Raw genomic sequence first — 17,828 nt, forward strand, 5'->3', positions numbered from 1 at the left:
ATATATACTATATGGTATAGCTATATATTACATTAAAACCCATTAAATTCTATAATTAAATAAGTTTTTATTTGGATTTTATATAAATTATTTTAAATTTGTAATAATAGATAGAAATAATTTCAATTTAGAGAAAATAGTTGTTGTTACACTCTTTTATCTATTTTGTTAATACATCCTTTTAAAGGACATGTGTGCTTCCGTCTTGGAAATATCTTTGACGTGTTACTTCTTAGAAAAAGTTCTAATTAGTTTCTTGGTGAGTTTTACCTTTTGGGAATAGGTTGTTTTAGGGTAATTTGTTAATTGAATTTATATGGCAATTATTGATGATGATGTTTTTACAGGAAAATTACGGGGAAAATTCGGAGGTTGTATTGTGTATAAACGGCTGGGGAAGACGTGCATACGAAGTTGTCCCGGTAGCAGGAAACTTACAGATGCAGGGCAAATTGCCCAGCAACGACGAATAAGCTCACTGAATATTTTTTATAAAGCACTGAAATTTGCCGGACTTGCCAAGTGTTGGAATGATGCAGAAAAACCTGCCGGTTGGAGTGGTTATAATTTATTTATTTCTAAAAATATTTCTGCTTTTGCTCCTAATGGTTTTATCGGGGATGCTGAAAAGGTCTGTCTGACTGTCGGAACTGGTATTTATCTGCCTGACGAGTTGATTATCCGTCAGACCGGAGAGGGTACATGGGTTTTGACATGGAAGAATGTGACTTGTTATCCCAGTGGTGATGCGGGAGATCGTATGGTATTGGCATTGATGCAAGGTAGGAACCGCTTTGCTATTAAGATTTTTGATGAAGCTGGTGTGGCTTGTCGTCATGATGAATGTGCTGAATTTAAGTTGCCTGCGGCATGGCAAGGGTATGTTCATTTGTATTGTTTTATGCGTTCTGAAAGCGGTATGGTCTCGGAATGCAAATATTTTTTGTTGAATGGTTAATTTAAATTTTTTGGGTATGAAGGTTTGATTTGTATTTTAAAATGTGGTATGTCGGCAAGGCTCCGAGGTAGTGCATGTGTGTGTTTGTAAACTATTGTTTAATTTTTAAAGTTAGTATTATGGCAATATTTAAGATGCCTTTTATGAGTAAGTTGAGAAAGTCCATGGCTGATAATACGTATTGTTACAGTCGAGGGCAGAATATTCTCAAGATGAAGGTTGATTCCAATTCATCCAATACGCAGTTGCAACAGTTGCAACGAGTGAAGATGAAGAAATTGATGGCGTTGGCTAAGGTTTTTAATAGTGCTATCAAAATCGGGTTTCCTACCCGTCCCGTTACTTTTACTCCATGGAATGCTTTTGTAAAAGCAAATAAGGAAATTGTAACTGTGGACGAAGATCTAGCAGTTTTGATAGATTTAGAGAAGATTCGGGTTGCCCAAGGTTCCCGCGAGATTGTCGAAAATTTGTCCGTCATGGTAGATGAGAGCGAGCAGTCGTTGTCGTTTACTCATGAGGCCGGTGATTTCGCTTATGGTGCAGAACCGACGGATGTTTTGTATGTGGTTGTTCTTGAAAAGGAACGGATGCGTACGAAGCTGTTTCGTCTAGGTACCCGTGATGATGATAGTTCCACGACGGTGACGTTGCCGCAAAAGTGGGATATGAAGCAGCTGGAGGGGTATGTCTTTGTGCTGTCTGCGGACGGCCGGGCCGCTTCTGATTCGGTACATGTGCCGATTACGGTTGATTAATCGGTCGTTTTTTATGAGATGCCCGGAAGTGTGAGCTTCCGGGCATTTTTTTATAGTTTGTATTGGAGGAGTTGGGCGAGGGTGTCGAAGTAGTCCCGCTCGATGTTGAGGTAGTTTTGCCGGCTTTCGTAGAAGACGGCGATTTCCAATAGGTAGTCGAGCATGGAGATTTGTCCGGCCTGGAGGGCTTTGGCGAGGAGTTCGGTGTTTTGCATGCCGGATAGGATTTGTCGGTATTCCTGGAGGGAGGTGTGGAGTGTCTCGGCTTGTGCGTAGAGTTGTTTGAGCTGTGATTTGAGGGAGTGGAGTTTGTCTTCTGCCGTGGCGTTGGCGTATTCGAGTTGCGCTTTGGCTTTTTTGACGGTGTTTTTGTTTTCCCACAGGGGGATGGACATGCCGATGCGGAATCCGTTCATTTTTTCTCCGCTTCCTCCGTTGCGCCGGTAGCCGAGGTCGAATTTGGGGAGGGAGAGTGCGCGGGTGAGGCGGATTTCTCTTTCAGCGATTTCGGTTTGTCCGGATAGTTCCCGGAGTGCGGGGTCGGCGGCGAGGTAGTCGGCTTCGAGCTGGGGGTAGTCCGGCAGTGCGGAGGTTTCGGGGTATTGGTCGCCGGTGAAGGTGATGGCGATGCCGCCGTTGAGGTTTTGCAGTTGTTCCTGTGCGGCGTTTTGGGCGATTTGGTTGAGGCGCAGTTCGTTGTCGGTGTTGAGCTGTTCGAGCCGGATTTTGTTTAGTTCAATCTGGTTGGCGTCACCCTGTTCGAGCCGTTTTTGGTAGAGTTCCAGGAGATTGCGGGCGTTTTGGGCTCTTTCTTCCAGGAGTGAGTGCTGTTTCCGCAGGTAGATGATTTGCTGGCATGTCTGCCGGGCGGTGAGGAGGATTTGTTGGCGGATGACGGCGTATTGGCGGTCGGCTGCCGATGTTTTCAGGTCGGCGAGTTTGTTTTTGTTGGTGTAGACGCCGGGGAAGTCGAATGACTGTACGACGGCGAGTTCGTTTATGTTGCCGCCGACGCTGCGGTCTGCCCACAGTTGGTTGAGTTCTACCGTGGGGTTGCTGAGGTAGTTGCCGGTGCGGGCGTCGAGTTTGCGGGTGGCGTTGAGTTTGTTTTCGGCCCGAAGGGTTTTGTTGTTGGCTTCGATGTTTTGCAGTATGCCGTTTATGTCTTGTTGCGCCTGTGTTGTATGGTAGAGTAACAGGGCGGGTATGAAGATGTATATGTATTTTTTCATGTGTGTTGTGTTTTTGTTTTTTTCTATTCTTTTTCTTTCCGGTTTAGGAGCAGGTATACGACGGGGATGACAAATCCGTTGAGGAGGGTGGAGCTGAGCAGTCCTCCGAGTATGACTTGCGCCATGGGGCTTTGTATTTCGTTGCCCGGCAGGTCTCCTCCGACGGCGAGCGGTATGAGCGCGAGGGCGGAGGTGAGGGCGGTCATGAGTATGGGGTTGAGCCGGTCGGAGGAGCCTTGCAGGATGCTTTCACGCAGGCTCATGCCTTCCGCCCGCAGGTGGTTGTAGTGGGATACGAGTAGTATTCCGTTGCGGGTGGCGATGCCGAAGAGGGAGATGAATCCGATGATGGCGGGTATGCTGATGACGCCGGATGTGAGCCGTATGCTGATGATTCCGCCGATGATGGCGAGCGGCAGGTTGAGCATGATGATGCCGGCGAGCGGCAGGCTCCTGAATTCGTGGTAGAGTATGAGGAAGATGATGAGTATGGATATGAGGGAGGTGAGGAATAGTATCCTGGATGCCGCCTGTTCGCTTTCAAATTGTCCGCCGTATTCGATGTGGTAGCCTTCGGGGAGGTCTATTTTTTCCCGGATTTGTTTTTGTATGTCATTGACGACGCCTTTCAGGTCTCTTCCTGCGACGTTGGCGGAGACGACGATTTTACGCTGTACGTTTTCGCGGCTGATGGTGTTCGGGCCTGTCAGCGGGAGTATTTCGGCTATGTAATGGAGGGGTATTTTGCGTCCGTTGGCGTCGATGATGAGTTCGCCGATGTCTTGCATGGTTTCCCGGTTTCGGTCGTTTACTTTGACGGTGAGGTCGAATATTTTGCCTCCTTCATTGACTTGGGATACGATTTTGCCCGCGAGTGTCACGTTGATGAATTCGGAGAATTCGGGTAGTGTGATTCCGTATTTGGCGAGCATGTCCCGTTTGGGTTTGATTTGCAGCTGGGGACGTTCTATTTGTTGTTCGACGTTGAGGTCGGCGATGCCCGGTATGTTTTGTACGGCGGTTTTGATTTGGTTGCCGAGCCGGAATAGTTTGTTGAGGTCGTTGCCGAATAGTTTGATGGCTATGTTGGCTTTGGTGCCGGACAGCATGGCGTCGATGCGGTGGGATATGGGTTGTCCTATTTCTACGTTTACGCCTTTGAGTTGTCCCAGTTGTTGCCGTACGTCGGCCAGGAATTGGTCTCTGGAGCGTTTGTGCAGCTGGAAGGGTGCTTCTATTTCGGATACGTTTACTCCCAGTGCGTGTTCGTCGAGTTCGGCGCGTCCCGTTTTGCGTGCGACGGTTTGTATTTCGGGGATGCCCAGCAGGATTTCTTCGGTTATGCGTCCCATGTTGTCGGATTCTTCGAGGGAGATTCCGGGCATGGTGCTGATGTTTATTGTCAGGGAGCCTTCGTTGAAGGGGGGCAGGAAGCTGCGTCCCAGCCCGGTCATGATGATGAGGGCTATGATTAGGAGGGCGCCGGTGGTGCCGATGACTGTTTTTTTGTAGTTGAGCGCCTGTTCCAGGGCTTGCCTGTATCTTTTTTTGAGGAAGCGGGAGACGAATGGCTCTTTTTCGCTTTTCCGCAGTGCGCCCGGGGTGGTGAGTATGTAGCTGCACAGTACGGGTGTGAGTGTGAGTGCGACGACGGTGGAGGCGAAGAGTGCGACGATGAAGGCGATTCCCAAGGGGATGAGCATGCGTCCTTCCATGCCGGACAGGAAGAAGAGGGGCAGGAAGCAGGCGATGATGATGAGGGTTGAGTTGAGTATGGGCATGCGTACTTCTTTGGAGGCTTCAAATACGACCTGGAGGCCGGATTGCCTTTGGTCTTCGGGTTTGAGCCGGTTGAGCCGCAGCCGTTTGTAGACGTTTTCGACATCGACGATGGCGTCATCGACGAGTGAGCCGATGGCGATGGCGAGTCCTCCGAGGCTCATGGTGTTGATTGTGAGCCCGAGTGCGTGCATGACGAGGATGGCTACCAGCAGTGAAAGCGGCAGGGCTATTAAGGATATGACTGTGGTGCGGAAGTTCATGAGGAAGAAGAAGAGGACGATGATGACGAACAAGGCTCCTTCGAGGAGGGCTTCCTGTATGTTGTTGATGGAGCTGTTGATGAAACGGGATTGCCGGAATATGTCTGTCGAGATGTGTATGTCTGCCGGCAGGGTTTTCTGTAGTTCCTGTATGGAGGCGTCGAGTTTGTCGGTTAGCTCAAGGGTATTGGTGGCGGGCTGTTTGGTTACTGTGACCAGTACGGCCGGTTTTCCTTTTTCGGATGCGAGCCCTAGTTTGGGTGCTTTGTTGCCGATGCGTATGTCGGCTATGTCGGAGAGTGTTACCGGTATGTCGTTGATGGTTTTGATTACGGCTTTTCCCAGTTCTTCTGTCCGGGTGGTGGCCATTATGCCCTGCACGATGTATTCGTTGCCGTATTGGTAGAGGATTCCTCCGGTGGAGTTGAGGTTCATGTTGTCCACTGCCGCCAGGGTTTCGTCTATTGTGATGCCGTAGTGTTTCATGCGGGCTGGGTCAAGGAGTATCTGGTATTCTTTTATTTCTCCGCCGATGACGGCTACTTGTGCTACTCCTCCGGTGGATAGCAGCCGGGGACGTATGGTCCAGTCGGCTATGGTGCGCAGGTCCTGGAGGGAGGTTGAGTCGGCGGTGAGGCCGATAATCATCATTTCGCCGAGGATGGAGGATTGTGGTCCCAGGGTGGGTTGTCCGACGGTGGCGGGGAGTGCGTCTCCCAGGGTGGCCAGTTTTTCGGATACGATTTGCCGGGCGGTGTATATGTTGGTGCCCCATTGGAATTCTACCCATACGACGGAGAAGCCGGTGGTGGAGGATGAACGTACGCGGCGTACGTCGGTGGCTCCATTGACGGCTGTTTCGACGGGGAAGGTGACGAGGCGTTCTACTTCTTCGGGTGCCATGCCCTGTGCTTCGGTCATGACGACGACGGTGGGGGCGTTGAGGTCGGGGAATATGTCTACTTCCATGGTGGTGGCGGTGTAGGAGCCCCAGATGAGGAGTGTTACCGCTGCTATCATGATGAGCAGGCGGTTACGTAGTGAGTATTGTATGATGTTGTTTAACATGGTGCGTTTTTTTTAGTGTTCGTGACTGTGTCCGTGGGGTATGCTGCCGGAGGCGGCTGCCATTTTTACCTGGTAGGCTCCGCGGGTGACGACGCGGTCGCCGGGTTGCAGGCCTTTGAGTATTTGTACTTCTTTGCCGTTGTCGGCTCCGATGGTGATTTCCTGTTTGCGGTATCCTTCTTCGTCGAGCTGTATGTAGACGTAGTGTTGTCCCATTTCGTTTGTGAGTGCTGTTACGGGCAGCGTGAGGACGTTGTCTATGGGTTGGGCGAGGAGGTATATTTCGACGAATGAGCCGGGTATGATGTCTCCTCTGTTGTCAAGTTCAAAGGATACGGGCACGTAGAAGGAGGTGCTGCCGGAGGCTTTTCCGAAGGAGAGGAGCCGGCCGTTTAGTTCGGACAGAAGGTGGATTTTGTTGTCGTAGGGTGTTTTGAAGTTGGCGCCGGTGATTGTGTTTAGCGCGGGATAGTGTTTTTCGGATACTTCGGCGCGCAGGATGAGGCGTTTGTTTTGGGATAGGGTTGCCAGCGGTTGTCCGGTGCTGACGTATTCACCTTCTTTGACGATGATGTTTTTGACGAATCCGTCTATGGGGGCGGTTATTCCGATGCCGTTGGCGGTGCGGTTCCCGGCGATGGCGTCAAAGGCTATTTTGGCGTTTTCGTATTGGAGTTTGATGTTTTCGTATTCTTTTTGTGAGATGATTTTGTCTTTTATGAGGTTTTCTGCCCGCTGTTTTTCGGCTTTTGCTTTTTCGTATGCGGCTTTTGTTTTGGAGTATTGGTCTCCTTCGGTGATGTTTTTGGATGTGAGGTTGAAGATGTTTTGTCCTTTTTTGACTGCGGCGCCTTCGGTGAGTTGTTTGTTGCCGAAGGATACGATGCCGTTGCTTGTTGCGACGATGATGGCTTCGTCTCCGGGTGCGGGCAGGATTTGTCCGGTGGTTTTTATGATTTGCCGGAATGTTTTGGGTTGGATTTCTTCTACCCGGAAATCTGTTTTGGCTGCCTGGGCTTGTGTGAAGATTATTTCGTCAGCGTGTTCGTCAGCGTGTTCGTCGGTGTGTTCGTCGGCGTCTGCCGTGTGTGTGTCATGTTCGTGGTTATGCTCATGTTCATGTTCATGGTTGTGTTCGTGTGTGCAGCTTGTGCAGTAAGCCCCGAGGAGGAGGCATGATATGATTAGTATGTTTTTCATTTGTTGTAATGATTTAATGGTACAATAATATAATCGTAACCGAGGTGTTTTTCGGTTATGATAAGGTTAAATGAGAATGTCGGTTTTATCCCACGCAGGGAGGTCCTCTGGTGAGTTTGTGTGAGATGACCGGTTGTCGGGGTGGTGTTTCATCGCCGTTGTCGGGGTATGGTGCCGTAAGGCTTGCCGACAGTGGGATGTATAATAGGTCTGTTATCAGGTAGGGCGAGATGAGGTTGTGAAGTGGTTCGTCCTGTATTTGATAACGGGATAGTGTTTTGATGTTGTCTGCCTGAAATAGGTATTGGATGTTGCATCCTTTTTCGGGTATTTCAGGGTGTGTGTGGTGGTGCGGGTCGGTTGTGGAGAAGTGGTGGACTGTGTTGAAACAGATGTATGAGTGGTGATGATGATGGGGAAATACGGAGAATGCCAGCAAGATGATGCTTGCCAAGTATAGTGGCAATATGGCTGTCAGTTTTTTCCCCATACGTTTGTGTCTGTTATTTTTTATGTGTTTCCAGAAATCCGCGTACCATCATTTCGGCTGATGCCGGGTTGGTTGCAATGGGTACGTTGTGTACGTCGCATACGCGCATTAACATCTGTACGTCCGGTTCGTGGGGGTGTTTGCCCAGCGGGTCGCGGAAGAAGATGACCATTTGGATCTGGTGTTCGGCGACTTGCGCTGCGATTTGCGCGTCTCCACCGAGGGGACCCGACAGTAGTCTTTCTACCTGAAGACCGGCGTCCTGTGCGTGTTTTCCCGTGGTTCCGGTTGCAACAATGTCTACACCGACAGTTTTGAAGAAGTCCATGTGCCGGTTCAGAAAGGCGACCATTTCCGCTTTTTTCCCGTCGTGTGCGATTACTGCTAGTTTCATTGTTTATTGTTTTGTTGATGTGCAAAGTTAGTTTTTTCTTTGCAATATACAAAAATCCCCGGATACGGTTTTGTATCCGGGGAGTGTTTTGGGTGATAGCCGGTTATAATGTTTTTTTGACTTCTACTTCTTCGTAACCTTCTATCATGTCTCCGATACGGATGTCGTTGTAGTTTTCGATGTTTAAGCCGCATTCAAATCCTTTGGATACTTCTTTTACGTCGTCTTTGAATCGTTTTAATGAGCCAAGTACGCCGGTGTAGATGACGATGCCGTCACGTATTACGCGTATTTTGGCGGAGCGGGTCATTTTGCCGTCCCGAACGATGCAGCCGGCGATTGTTCCGACTTTGGAGATTTTGAATGTTTCGAGTACTTCGACTGTGGCGATGATTTCTTCTTTGATTTCCGGAGATAACATGCCTTCCATGGCGGCTTTGAGTTCTTCAATGGCCGTGTAGATGATGGAGTAGAGCCGTATGTCGATTTGTTCTTTTTCCGCAAGTTTCCGGGCGCTCATGGAGGGGCGTACCTGGAATCCGACGATGATTGCGTTGGATGCGGCGGCTAGCATGACGTCTCCTTCGGAGATTTGCCCTACTGCTTTGTGGATGACGTTTACCTGTATTTCGTCGGTTGATAGTTTGATTAAGGAGTCTGCCAGTGCTTCGATGGAGCCGTCTACGTCTCCTTTGACGATGACGTTGATTTCCTGGAAGTTTCCGATGGCGATACGTCGTCCGATTTCATCGAGCGTGATGTGTTTTTGTGTACGGAGGCCTTGTTCCCGTTGGAGCTGTTCCCGTTTGTTTGCCAGAAGACGGGCTTCTTTTTCGTTCCCCAGTACGTTGAATTTGTCGCCTGCCTGCGGTGCTCCGTTTAGTCCCAGTATTAAGGCCGGTTCGGATGGTCCGGCTTGTTCGAGTTTGCTTCCCCGTTCGTTGAACATGGCTTTTACGTGTCCGAAGTATTGTCCTGCGAGGATGACGTCACCGATTTTCAGTGTTCCGGATTGAACGAGTACGGTTGCAACGTATCCGCGTCCTTTGTCCAGGGAGGATTCGATGATGGATCCGATGGCTTTTTTGTTGGGGTTGGCTTTTAAGTCGAGCATTTCGGCTTCCAGCAGTACTTTTTCAAGGAGTTCTTCGATGTTTAATCCTTGTTTTGCGGAGATTTCCTGACATTGGTATTTACCGCCCCATTCTTCTACGAGGTAGTTCATGTTTGCGAGTTCTTCGCGTATTTTGTCGGGGTTGGCTCCGGGTTTGTCTACTTTGTTGATGGCGAAGACGATGGGTACACCTGCTGCGCTGGCGTGGTTGATTGCCTCGATGGTCTGGGGCATGACGCTGTCGTCAGCTGCGACGATGATGATGGCGATGTCGGTGACCTGTGCTCCTCGGGCACGCATGGCTGTGAAGGCTTCGTGTCCGGGTGTGTCGAGGAAGGTTACGGCTCTGCCGTCGGCGAGTTTGACGTTGTAGGCGCCGATGTGCTGGGTGATTCCTCCTGCTTCTCCCGCGATGACGTTTGTTTTCCGGATGTAGTCCAATAAGGAGGTTTTACCGTGATCAACGTGTCCCATGACTGTGACGATGGGCGGCCGCGGAAGCATGTTTTCTTCGGTGTCTTCTTCTTCTTCGATGGCTTCCTGTATTTCTACGCTTACAAATTCAACGGAGTATCCGAATTCGTCGGCGACGAGGTTGATTGTTTCTGCGTCGAGCCGCTGGTTGATGGATACGAAAAGTCCGAGTGACATGCAGGCGGAGATGACTTCGGTGACGGATATGTTCATCATGGTGGCGAGTTCTGCCACGGTGACGAATTCGGTTAGTTTGAGTATCCGTTTTTCGAGTTCTTCCTGCTCCATTTCTTCTTGCAGTTTCTGATGGACTGCGTCGCGTTTGTCGCGCCGGTGTTTGGAGGTGGAGGATTTTCCTTTGCTGCCCAGGCGTGCAAAGGTGTCTTTGATTTGCCGGTCTACGTCTTCGTCTGTGATTTCCGTTTTTTCCAGTTTTTTCTTTTTCAGTTTTTTGAGTTTCCTCTTGTTTTCTTCGTTTTTGCCGGAGTATTTGTCAGAGTCTGAAAAGGAGACCGGTTCGTCCCGATGTATTCTTTTTCTTTTTTTCCGGGTTTCAAAGTCTTCGCCTGACGAGTAGTCGTTCCGTTCTTCGCTGGCGGAGGTGGTTTTCCCGGCTGGGAATGATTTTTTTGTTTCTTTGCGGTCCCGTTCTTTTTCCTGTTTGTTCTTTTTGGGTGGCCTTGTGCGCTGGTTGATGGCGTCAAGGTCGATGGAACCGATGACTTTTACGTCTTTGACAGCAGGTTGCTGGATTTTAAAGGTTTCATCGGTTGTTGCCTGTTCGGCTGTTACTGTATGAAGCTGTGTTTCTTCGGAGGAAGTGTCTTGTGCGCTTTCTTCGGTTGTTTCAGCCTGAGGCGTTTCGACGGTTTCTGTCTGAGGTTCTTGTTTGGCGGTTTTGGGCGCCGGATTTAAATCAATGTGGTCTACAACTTTGATTTTGTTTTCCAGTTTGATTTCGTCTTTGACGGAAATGAATTGTTCCTCCTCATTGATTTCCGTGATATTGCCTTTGTTGTCTATGGCAACGGTTTCTTTCTTTTTACGGGAATTTTTGAGGTCTACCATGGAGGAGGCTTTTTTTACCTCGCTGTCCGATGAAAATTCTTTTGCAACGAGTGCATAGTCTTCGTCGGAGAGTTTTGCATTGGGATCGGAAGATATTTGTATTCCTTTGGCATGCAAAAATTCTACGATGGTGGAGAGACCTACGTTAAATTCTCGGGCTACTTTGTTTAATCTTACTGCCATATTGAGATTTTAAAATTTTCAATGATTGGGTTTTAAGGTGGATTATTCAAATTCCGCTTTTAGTATGGAAAGGATTTCGCGGATGGTTTCTATTTCCAGATCCGTTCTTTTTTCCAGTTCTTCTTCGTCAAGTTCCAGTACGCTCTTGGCTGTGTCGCATCCGACGCGTTTGAGTTCTTCAATGATCCACGGTTCGATTTCGTCTTTGAATTCGTCGAGGTTTACGTCTTCTTCTTCCTGTGTTTCGTTGAATTCGCGGTATACGTCGATGTCGTAGCCTGTGAGCTGGCTGGCTAGTTTGATGTTGAGTCCTCCTTTACCGATGGCCAATGATACTTCTTCCGGATTCAGGTATACGTTGGCTTTTTTGTTGGTTTCATCGAGTTCGATGTTTTTGATTTTAGCCGGGTTAAGGGCACGCGTGATGTATAATTGTATGTTGTTTGTGTAGTTGATGACGTCGATGTTTTCGTTTCTCAGTTCTCTTACGATGCCGTGGATGCGTGAGCCTTTCATGCCGACGCATGCTCCGACGGGGTCGATGCGGTCGTCATAGGATTCAACGGCGACTTTGGCTCTTTCGCCGGGGGCTCTGACGATGTTTTTGATGGTGATGAGTCCGTCGAATATTTCAGGTACTTCGTTTTCAAATAGTCTTTCTAAGAAGACGGGAGAGGTACGGGAGAGGATGATGTACGGACTGGAGTTTTTCATTTCTACCCGGATGACGACGGCTTTGATGGTGTCTCCTTTTTTGAAGAAGTCTGTCGGTATCTGTTCTTGTTTGGGCAGTATCAGTTCGTTGCCTTCGTCATCGAGGATGAGCATTTCTTTTTTCCATATCTGGTATACTTCTCCCAATATGATTTGGCCTACCCGTTCTTTGTATTTGGTGTAGATGTTGTCTTTTTCGAGTTCCAATATTTTTGAGGACAGGTTTTGTCTCAATGCCAGTACTGCCCTGCGTCCGAAGTCTTTGAATTTGACTTCGTCTGCGACTTCTTCACCTATTTCGTAGTCGTCGTCGATTTTTTTTGCTTCGCTTAAGGTGATTTCGGTGTTGGGGTTTACCAGTTTGTTGTCTTCCACGACGGTGCGGTTTCTCCAGATTTCCAGGTCACCTTTGTCAATGTTGATGATGATGTCGAAGTTTTCGGAGGTGCCGTATTTTTTAACAAGCATGGTTCTGAAAATTTCTTCCAGTACATTCATGAGAGTTGCTCTGTCAATATTTTTGAATTCTTTGAATTCGGCGAATGATTCGATTAAGTTAATGTTTTCCATTTTAACTTTTCAGTTATTTGTTATTGATTATTTATTTCGTTTTAAAATGTAATGATGTCTTTTATTTCTTTGATGTCGGCGAGCTGGATTGTGTTTGTTTTTCCTTGCTCTGTTTCCACGATGATGTGGTCGCCGTTGAAGTTTTTTAATGTGCCTTTGAGGTTTGTTTTGTCTTTTAGTTTGATTTCGACGGTGTTTCCGATGTTTTTCTTGTATTGTCCTTCTACTTTGAATGGATAGCCTATTCCGGCACTGGCTACGGTTAGCTCGAAATCTTCTTCATCCCGGTTTAGTTTTTTATCGAGTTTTCTGCTTATGTCGATGCAGGTGGTGATGTTTACCCCTTGCGGTGAATCGATTAAGATTTCGATTTTGTTGTCTTTGGAGACGCTGATGTCTACTAAGAATAGCTCGCTGTTTTCTAGCAGGGATTCTACGATTGTTTTTAGTTCTTCTGTTGATTTCATGCTGTTATGTGCCTTTGTGCAGCTGTTTTGCTATAGTTGACGGGAGCGTAATAGAAAAGGGGACTTGCTGTCCCCTCTGTCGATTAGTTTCCTAAGTCGTTGCAAATGTAGGGTAAAATATGGAATAATCAAATATTTATGAAGAAAATGTGCGGGAGAGGGTTTGTTGTTTTGTTAAGGTGTTGATATTTAGTGTGTAAGTTTGGTTGGGGAGATGGTATGTAAGAAACATATTTTGTATTTGGATGATAGAATTTATGATAAAATTTCGTAAGTTTGCGAAAATTTTAAGTTTTATGGAGTTTAAAGCAAAGGATGTGGCGCATTTGTTACAGGGTGTTGTTGAGGGGGATGAGAATGTGATGGTTAACAATGTGTCTAAGATTGAGGAGGGGAAGCCTAATACGCTGGCTTTTCTGGCTAATCCTAAGTATGAACATTATATTTATACGACGAAGGCTTCGGTGGTTTTGGTGAATTCGGATTTTCAACCGGCGAAGCCTTTGTGTTGTACTTTGATACGGGTGCCTTCCGCTTATGAGGCGATTGCGGTGTTGCTGAAGATGTATGAGAGTATGCGTCCGCAGCCTGTGGGGGTGGAGCAGCCTTCTTTTGTGCATGAGACTGTTGAAAGGGGGGAGGGGCTTTATGTGGGGGCGTTTGCTTATGTGGGCAAGGGTGTGAAGTTGGGAAGTAATGTTAAGATTTATCCGCAGGCGTATATCGGTGATGGAGTGAAGATTGGGGATAATACGACGATTTATGCGGGTGTGAAGGTTTATTACGGTTGTGAAATCGGGAGTAATTGTACGATTCATGCGGGAACGGTTATCGGGGCGGACGGTTTCGGTTTTGCTCCGTCTGCCGGGGGGTATGATAAGGTTGCCCAGATTGGTAATGTGGTGATTGAAGATAATGTGGAGATAGGGGCGAATGCCTGTATTGACCGGGCGACGATGGGGTCTACCCGGATAAAGAAGGGTGTGAAGTTAGATAATTTGATTCAGATTGCCCATAATGTGGTGGTGGGGGAGAATACTGTGATGGCGGCGCAATGCGGGGTGGCAGGTACAGCAAAGGTAGGTGCTAATTGTATGTTTGGCGGCCAAGTGGGGATTGCAGGGCATATTTCTATTGGCGATGGGGTGCGTTTGGCGGCTCAAAGCGGTGTGATGGCGGATGTTGAGGAGGGGAAGGTGTATATGGGTTCACCTGCTTTTGAGGTGGGTGCTTATAGGAAGGCGTATGTTTTGTTCCGGAAGTTGCCTGAGTTGTATGGGCAGATTCGTGATTTGGAAAAGAAGTTCAAATAAATATTAAAGTAAAGATAATGTCAGTAAAACAGAATACGTTAAAGGGAGAATTTTCTCTTCGAGGTAAAGGTTTGCATAGTGGTAAAGAAGTGTGTGTAACTTTTAAGCCGGCGTCGGAGAATACGGGCTACCGTATTATGAGAACGGATTTGGAAGGAAACCCTGTTGTGCCTGCTCTGGCGGAGTATGTGCAGTTTGTTGATCGTGCCAGCTGTCTGGAGAAGGACGGGGTTAAGATTTTTACTATGGAGCATGCGATGGCGGCTTTGTATGGTTGTGGGGTGGATAATTGTTTGATTGAGATTGATGGAGAGGAGTTCCCGATTTTGGACGGAAGTGCTAAGTTTTATGTGGAAGCGATTGAGAAGACGGGATTGGTGGAGCAGGCGTGTGAACGTCGCTATTTTCACGTGAAGGAGAAGATGGAGTATGTGTGTGAAGAGACCCATACCAAATTGACATTGCTTCCGGATGAGGATTATAGTGTTAATCTAGTGGTGGCTTACGATTCGCCTTATTTGTCGATGCAGTATGCTACGTATTCTTTTGCCGATACGGATTTTGCCAAGGAGATTGCGCCTTGCCGTACGTTTGTTTTTTTGAGAGAGGTGGAGGCGTTGTTTGCCCATAATCTGATTAAGGGCGGGGATTTGCAGAATGCTATCGTGATTGCCGATAGAAAGACTTCTCCGGAGGAGGTGAGCAGGCTGGCTAAGTTGTTTAATTGCGAGCATGTGGAGGTTAAGGAGGGGATTTTAAATAATGTGGAACTTTGTTTTGATAATGAGCCGGCACGTCATAAGTTGCTGGATGTTATCGGGGATTTGGCTCTTTGCGGTCGCTTTATTAAGGGTAAGGTGATTGCGGAGCGTCCGGGACATAAGGCGAATGCCGCTATGGTACAGAAGATGTATAAGGCGGCTTTGGCAGCAGAAAAGGATGATGCTTATCCGGATGATGTGGATATTTTGGGTGAGCCGTTGATGGATATTAATAAGATTCGTTCTTTGTTGCCCCATCGTCCTCCGTTTTTGTTGGTGGATAAGATATTTAAGGTGACGGACAATATGGTGGTGGGTTGTAAGAATGTTACGATGAATGAGCCTCATTTTGTGGGGCATTTCCCGGAAGAGCCGGTGATGCCGGGTGTGTTGATTGTGGAGGCGATGGCGCAGTGTGGCGGGATATTGGTGTTGAGTGGCGTGCCTGATCCTGAAAATTATTCTACCTATTTTATGAAGATAGACGGTATTAAGTTCCGTAAGAAGGTTGTGCCCGGCGATACGTTGGTTTTTAAACTAATTACGTTGGCACCGATTAGACGCGGGTGTGTGACGATGAAAGGATATGCTTTTGTCGGCGGGAAGTTGGTATGTGAAGGAGAATTTATGGCACAAGTCGCAAAAACCAAGAATTAATGTTATATTTGCAGGCCGGAAAAAAGAAATTCCGGTGAAAACCAGCTTACTAAAATATTATACGAATGAAACAACCATTAGCCTATGTTCATCCAGATGCTCAAGTTGCCGATAATGTGGTGATAGAGCCTTTTGTAACGATAGACAAGAATGTGGTGATTGAAGAGGGAACCCGAATCGGTTCCAATGTTACGATTTTAGAAGGTGCGCATATTGGAAAGAATTGCAAAATATTTCCCGGTGCCGTAATTTCGGCGGTTCCTCAGGATTTGAAGTTTAAGGGAGAAAAGTCAATTGTACGAATCGGAGATAATACTACGATTCGGGAATGTGCTACCGTAAACCGTGGTACGGCTGCGAAGGGAATTACGCAAATCGGCAATAACTGTTTGATTATGGCGTATTCACATATTGCGCATGATTGTCTGATCGGTAATAATTGTATTATTACGAATGCCTGCCAGCTGGCCGGAGAGGTTGTGGTCGATGATTTTGCCATTTTGGGCGGTATGACGGCGGTACATCAGTTTGTGCATATCGGGAAGCATGTGATGATACAAGGCGGTTCCCTGATAGGTAAGGATGTTCCTCCTTATGTGAAGGCAGGTCGTTTGCCTTTGTCTTATGCGGGTGTGAATTCTATCGGATTACGCCGTCGTGAGTTTTCAAATGAGAAAATCAATGAGATTCAGGATATTTACCGTATTTTGTATCAATCAGGATTGAATAATTCGGATGCTGTGGAGCGGATTGAAGCGGAGATGCCGGCTTCAAAAGAGCGCGACGAGATTATTATGTTTGTGCGGAATAGTAAACGCGGAATCATGAAAGGGTATCTCGGATAAGTAAGTCCGGATAAGTATAAAAAACGCTGCTTTAAGCAGCGTTTTTTTTATGTGGTATTAATTGGTTTTCTTGATTTTTCCTCCGCTAATCCAGCTTTTTTTGTAGTAGGCTTCGTCCAGGGTACTCAAGCGTACACCGCTGTGAGTGGTGGCGTGTATGAAGATGTTGTTTTTTAAGAATATGCCGACGTGACTGGCGGATTTCCCTTTTTTGGCGGTGTTGAAGAATACCAGGTCGCCTGGTTGTAGGGAACTACGAGGTATTTTCCGGCAATTTTTATTATACATGCCGGCGACGGTCCGTTCGATTTTAAGTTGATATACTTTCCGGTAAATGTTGGATACTAATCCCGAACAGTCTACTCCGTTTACGGTGTTGCCTCCGTATTTATAAGGGACTCCGAGCCAATTGGCGGCTTCCGTATATAATGGCAGGTTTTTGTCTTTTGGGGAAACGGTAAAGTTTAGTTTTTCCGATAATTTGCTGGCGGAGGACGAAGTGCTCAGATGCCGGTGGCTGCTACATGAAGAACAAAAGAGTGCAGCGCCGATAATAAGTAATAAGATTCTGTTTTTCATGTTTGAGTGAAATGAAAGAACAAATATAAGAAAAGGGTTTAAGATTGAAAAGTTTGTTATATTTGTCGATAGTATTAAAAATAAAATGATGAAAAATATATCGAATACGGAGTTTGGGGGAGAACGTCCCTTGTTTGCGTCACATGATCTTTGCCTGGAGAATGTGACAATTCATGCCGGAGAGTCGGCTTTGAAGGAGTGCAGTAATATTGAGGCTGTGAATTGCCGTTTTGAGGGGAAGTATCCTTTTTGGCATGTGAATGGATTTGTGGTAAAGAATTGTCTGTTTACGGAGGGGGCCCGTGCGGCTCTTTGGTATTCGACGGATTTGCGGATGACGGATACGCTGGTGGAGGCTCCGAAAATGTTTCGGGAGATGGATGGTATTTATTTGGAGCATGTGAGGATACCTGATGCGGCGGAGACGCTTTGGCATTGTCGTCATGTGGAGTTGAAGGAGGTGGAGGTTGAAAAGGCGGATTATCTTTTTATGCATAGTGAGCATATTCGTATTGAAAATTACCGCCAGCAGGGCAATTATTCTTTCCAGTATTGTAAGGATGTGGAGATAAGGAATGCCGTTATCGATTCTAAAGATGCTTTTTGGAATACGGAGAATGTGACTGTTTATGATTCTGTTTTGACCGGGGAGTATCTGGGCTGGCATTCTCATCATCTGCGGTTGGTGAATTGTAAGATTTCCGGTACGCAACCTTTGTGTTATGCGCATGATTTGGTGATGGAGAATTGTGTTATGGCGGATGACTGTGACCTTGCTTTTGAGGGTAGTAGTGTGCAGGCTACCATAAACAGCCCCGTGCGTAGTGTGAAGAATCCCCGTACGGGTTGTATTGTTGCAGAGGGGTACGGTGAGATTATCCTGGATGAAAATATAAAGGCTCCTGCCGATTGTGAGTTGAAAACCCGGAGTTAGCGGAAAC

At 47.2% G+C, this 17,828-nt stretch carries 15 protein-coding genes; 6 read left to right on the plus strand and 9 right to left on the minus strand.

Annotated elements, in window-relative coordinates:
• Positions 1 to 316: 316 nt before the first annotated feature.
• A complete protein-coding gene (locus NFR61_RS07850; RefSeq protein WP_251622612.1) occupies positions 317 to 958 on the plus strand; it encodes a hypothetical protein in 642 nt (213 codons plus the stop codon).
• A gap of 119 nt (positions 959 to 1,077) precedes the next feature.
• On the plus strand, positions 1,078 to 1,716 hold the full coding sequence (locus tag NFR61_RS07855; RefSeq protein ID WP_251622614.1) for a DUF6266 family protein: 639 nt from the start codon (positions 1,078 to 1,080) through the stop codon (positions 1,714 to 1,716).
• A 50-nt stretch (positions 1,717 to 1,766) separates the two neighbouring features.
• Here the strand turns inward: NFR61_RS07855 and NFR61_RS07860 are convergent, their stop codons facing one another.
• The 8 genes from NFR61_RS07860 to rimP all read right to left on the minus strand — a co-directional run bounded on the left by NFR61_RS07860 (position 1,767) and on the right by rimP (position 12,732).
• Positions 1,767 to 2,948: a TolC family protein gene (locus NFR61_RS07860; protein ID WP_251622619.1), complete on the minus strand. Its 1,182-nt coding sequence runs from the start codon at positions 2,946 to 2,948 to the stop codon at positions 1,767 to 1,769.
• Positions 2,949 to 2,971: 23 nt separating this feature from the next.
• On the minus strand, positions 2,972 to 6,058 hold the full coding sequence (locus NFR61_RS07865; protein WP_251622630.1) for an efflux RND transporter permease subunit: 3,087 nt from the start codon (positions 6,056 to 6,058) through the stop codon (positions 2,972 to 2,974).
• 12 nt (positions 6,059 to 6,070) lie between these two features.
• Positions 6,071 to 7,258 (minus strand): efflux RND transporter periplasmic adaptor subunit, encoded by a 1,188-nt coding sequence (locus NFR61_RS07870; protein ID WP_251622639.1) that lies wholly within the window; start codon positions 7,256 to 7,258, stop codon positions 6,071 to 6,073.
• A gap of 85 nt (positions 7,259 to 7,343) precedes the next feature.
• Positions 7,344 to 7,748, minus strand: a complete 405-nt coding sequence (locus tag NFR61_RS07875; protein ID WP_251622641.1) for a DUF6769 family protein — start codon at positions 7,746 to 7,748, stop codon at positions 7,344 to 7,346.
• Between the two features lie 13 nt (positions 7,749 to 7,761).
• Entirely contained in the window at positions 7,762 to 8,142 is a 381-nt protein-coding gene (locus NFR61_RS07880) for a methylglyoxal synthase (RefSeq protein ID WP_251622643.1), read from the minus strand.
• 103 nt (positions 8,143 to 8,245) lie between these two features.
• Positions 8,246 to 10,981, minus strand: coding sequence for a translation initiation factor IF-2 (gene infB / locus NFR61_RS07885; protein ID WP_251622651.1), 2,736 nt, complete (start codon positions 10,979 to 10,981; stop codon positions 8,246 to 8,248).
• A 42-nt stretch (positions 10,982 to 11,023) separates the two neighbouring features.
• Positions 11,024 to 12,265, minus strand: a complete 1,242-nt coding sequence (nusA, locus tag NFR61_RS07890; protein ID WP_251622659.1) for a transcription termination factor NusA — start codon at positions 12,263 to 12,265, stop codon at positions 11,024 to 11,026.
• 41 nt (positions 12,266 to 12,306) lie between these two features.
• Positions 12,307 to 12,732 carry a ribosome assembly cofactor RimP gene (gene rimP, locus NFR61_RS07895; RefSeq protein WP_251622661.1) on the minus strand — a complete coding sequence of 142 codons (426 nt, stop codon included), beginning with the start codon at positions 12,730 to 12,732 and terminating at the stop codon, positions 12,307 to 12,309.
• Between the two features lie 296 nt (positions 12,733 to 13,028).
• Here rimP and lpxD point away from each other — a divergent pair, with 296 nt between their 5' ends.
• The 3 genes from lpxD (at position 13,029) to lpxA (ending at position 16,308) form a co-directional block, all read left to right on the plus strand.
• Positions 13,029 to 14,045, plus strand: a complete 1,017-nt coding sequence (gene lpxD, locus NFR61_RS07900) for a UDP-3-O-(3-hydroxymyristoyl)glucosamine N-acyltransferase (protein ID WP_251622667.1) — start codon at positions 13,029 to 13,031, stop codon at positions 14,043 to 14,045.
• A gap of 17 nt (positions 14,046 to 14,062) precedes the next feature.
• Entirely contained in the window at positions 14,063 to 15,463 is a 1,401-nt protein-coding gene (locus NFR61_RS07905; protein ID WP_251622669.1) for a bifunctional UDP-3-O-[3-hydroxymyristoyl] N-acetylglucosamine deacetylase/3-hydroxyacyl-ACP dehydratase, read from the plus strand.
• Between the two features lie 65 nt (positions 15,464 to 15,528).
• Entirely contained in the window at positions 15,529 to 16,308 is a 780-nt protein-coding gene (gene lpxA, locus NFR61_RS07910) for an acyl-ACP--UDP-N-acetylglucosamine O-acyltransferase (RefSeq protein ID WP_251622678.1), read from the plus strand.
• Positions 16,309 to 16,365: 57 nt separating this feature from the next.
• Here the strand turns inward: lpxA and NFR61_RS07915 are convergent, their stop codons facing one another.
• Positions 16,366 to 16,887 (minus strand): C40 family peptidase, encoded by a 522-nt coding sequence (locus NFR61_RS07915; protein WP_251622680.1) that lies wholly within the window; start codon positions 16,885 to 16,887, stop codon positions 16,366 to 16,368.
• 88 nt (positions 16,888 to 16,975) lie between these two features.
• On the opposite strand from NFR61_RS07915, the gene NFR61_RS07920 reads away from it, so the two are divergent.
• On the plus strand, positions 16,976 to 17,821 hold the full coding sequence (locus tag NFR61_RS07920; protein WP_251622710.1) for a DUF3737 family protein: 846 nt from the start codon (positions 16,976 to 16,978) through the stop codon (positions 17,819 to 17,821).
• Positions 17,822 to 17,828 lie beyond the last annotated feature (7 nt).

The organism is Odoribacter lunatus, from assembly GCF_943193135.1.
Lineage (GTDB): Bacteria > Bacteroidota > Bacteroidia > Bacteroidales > Marinifilaceae > Culturomica > Culturomica lunata.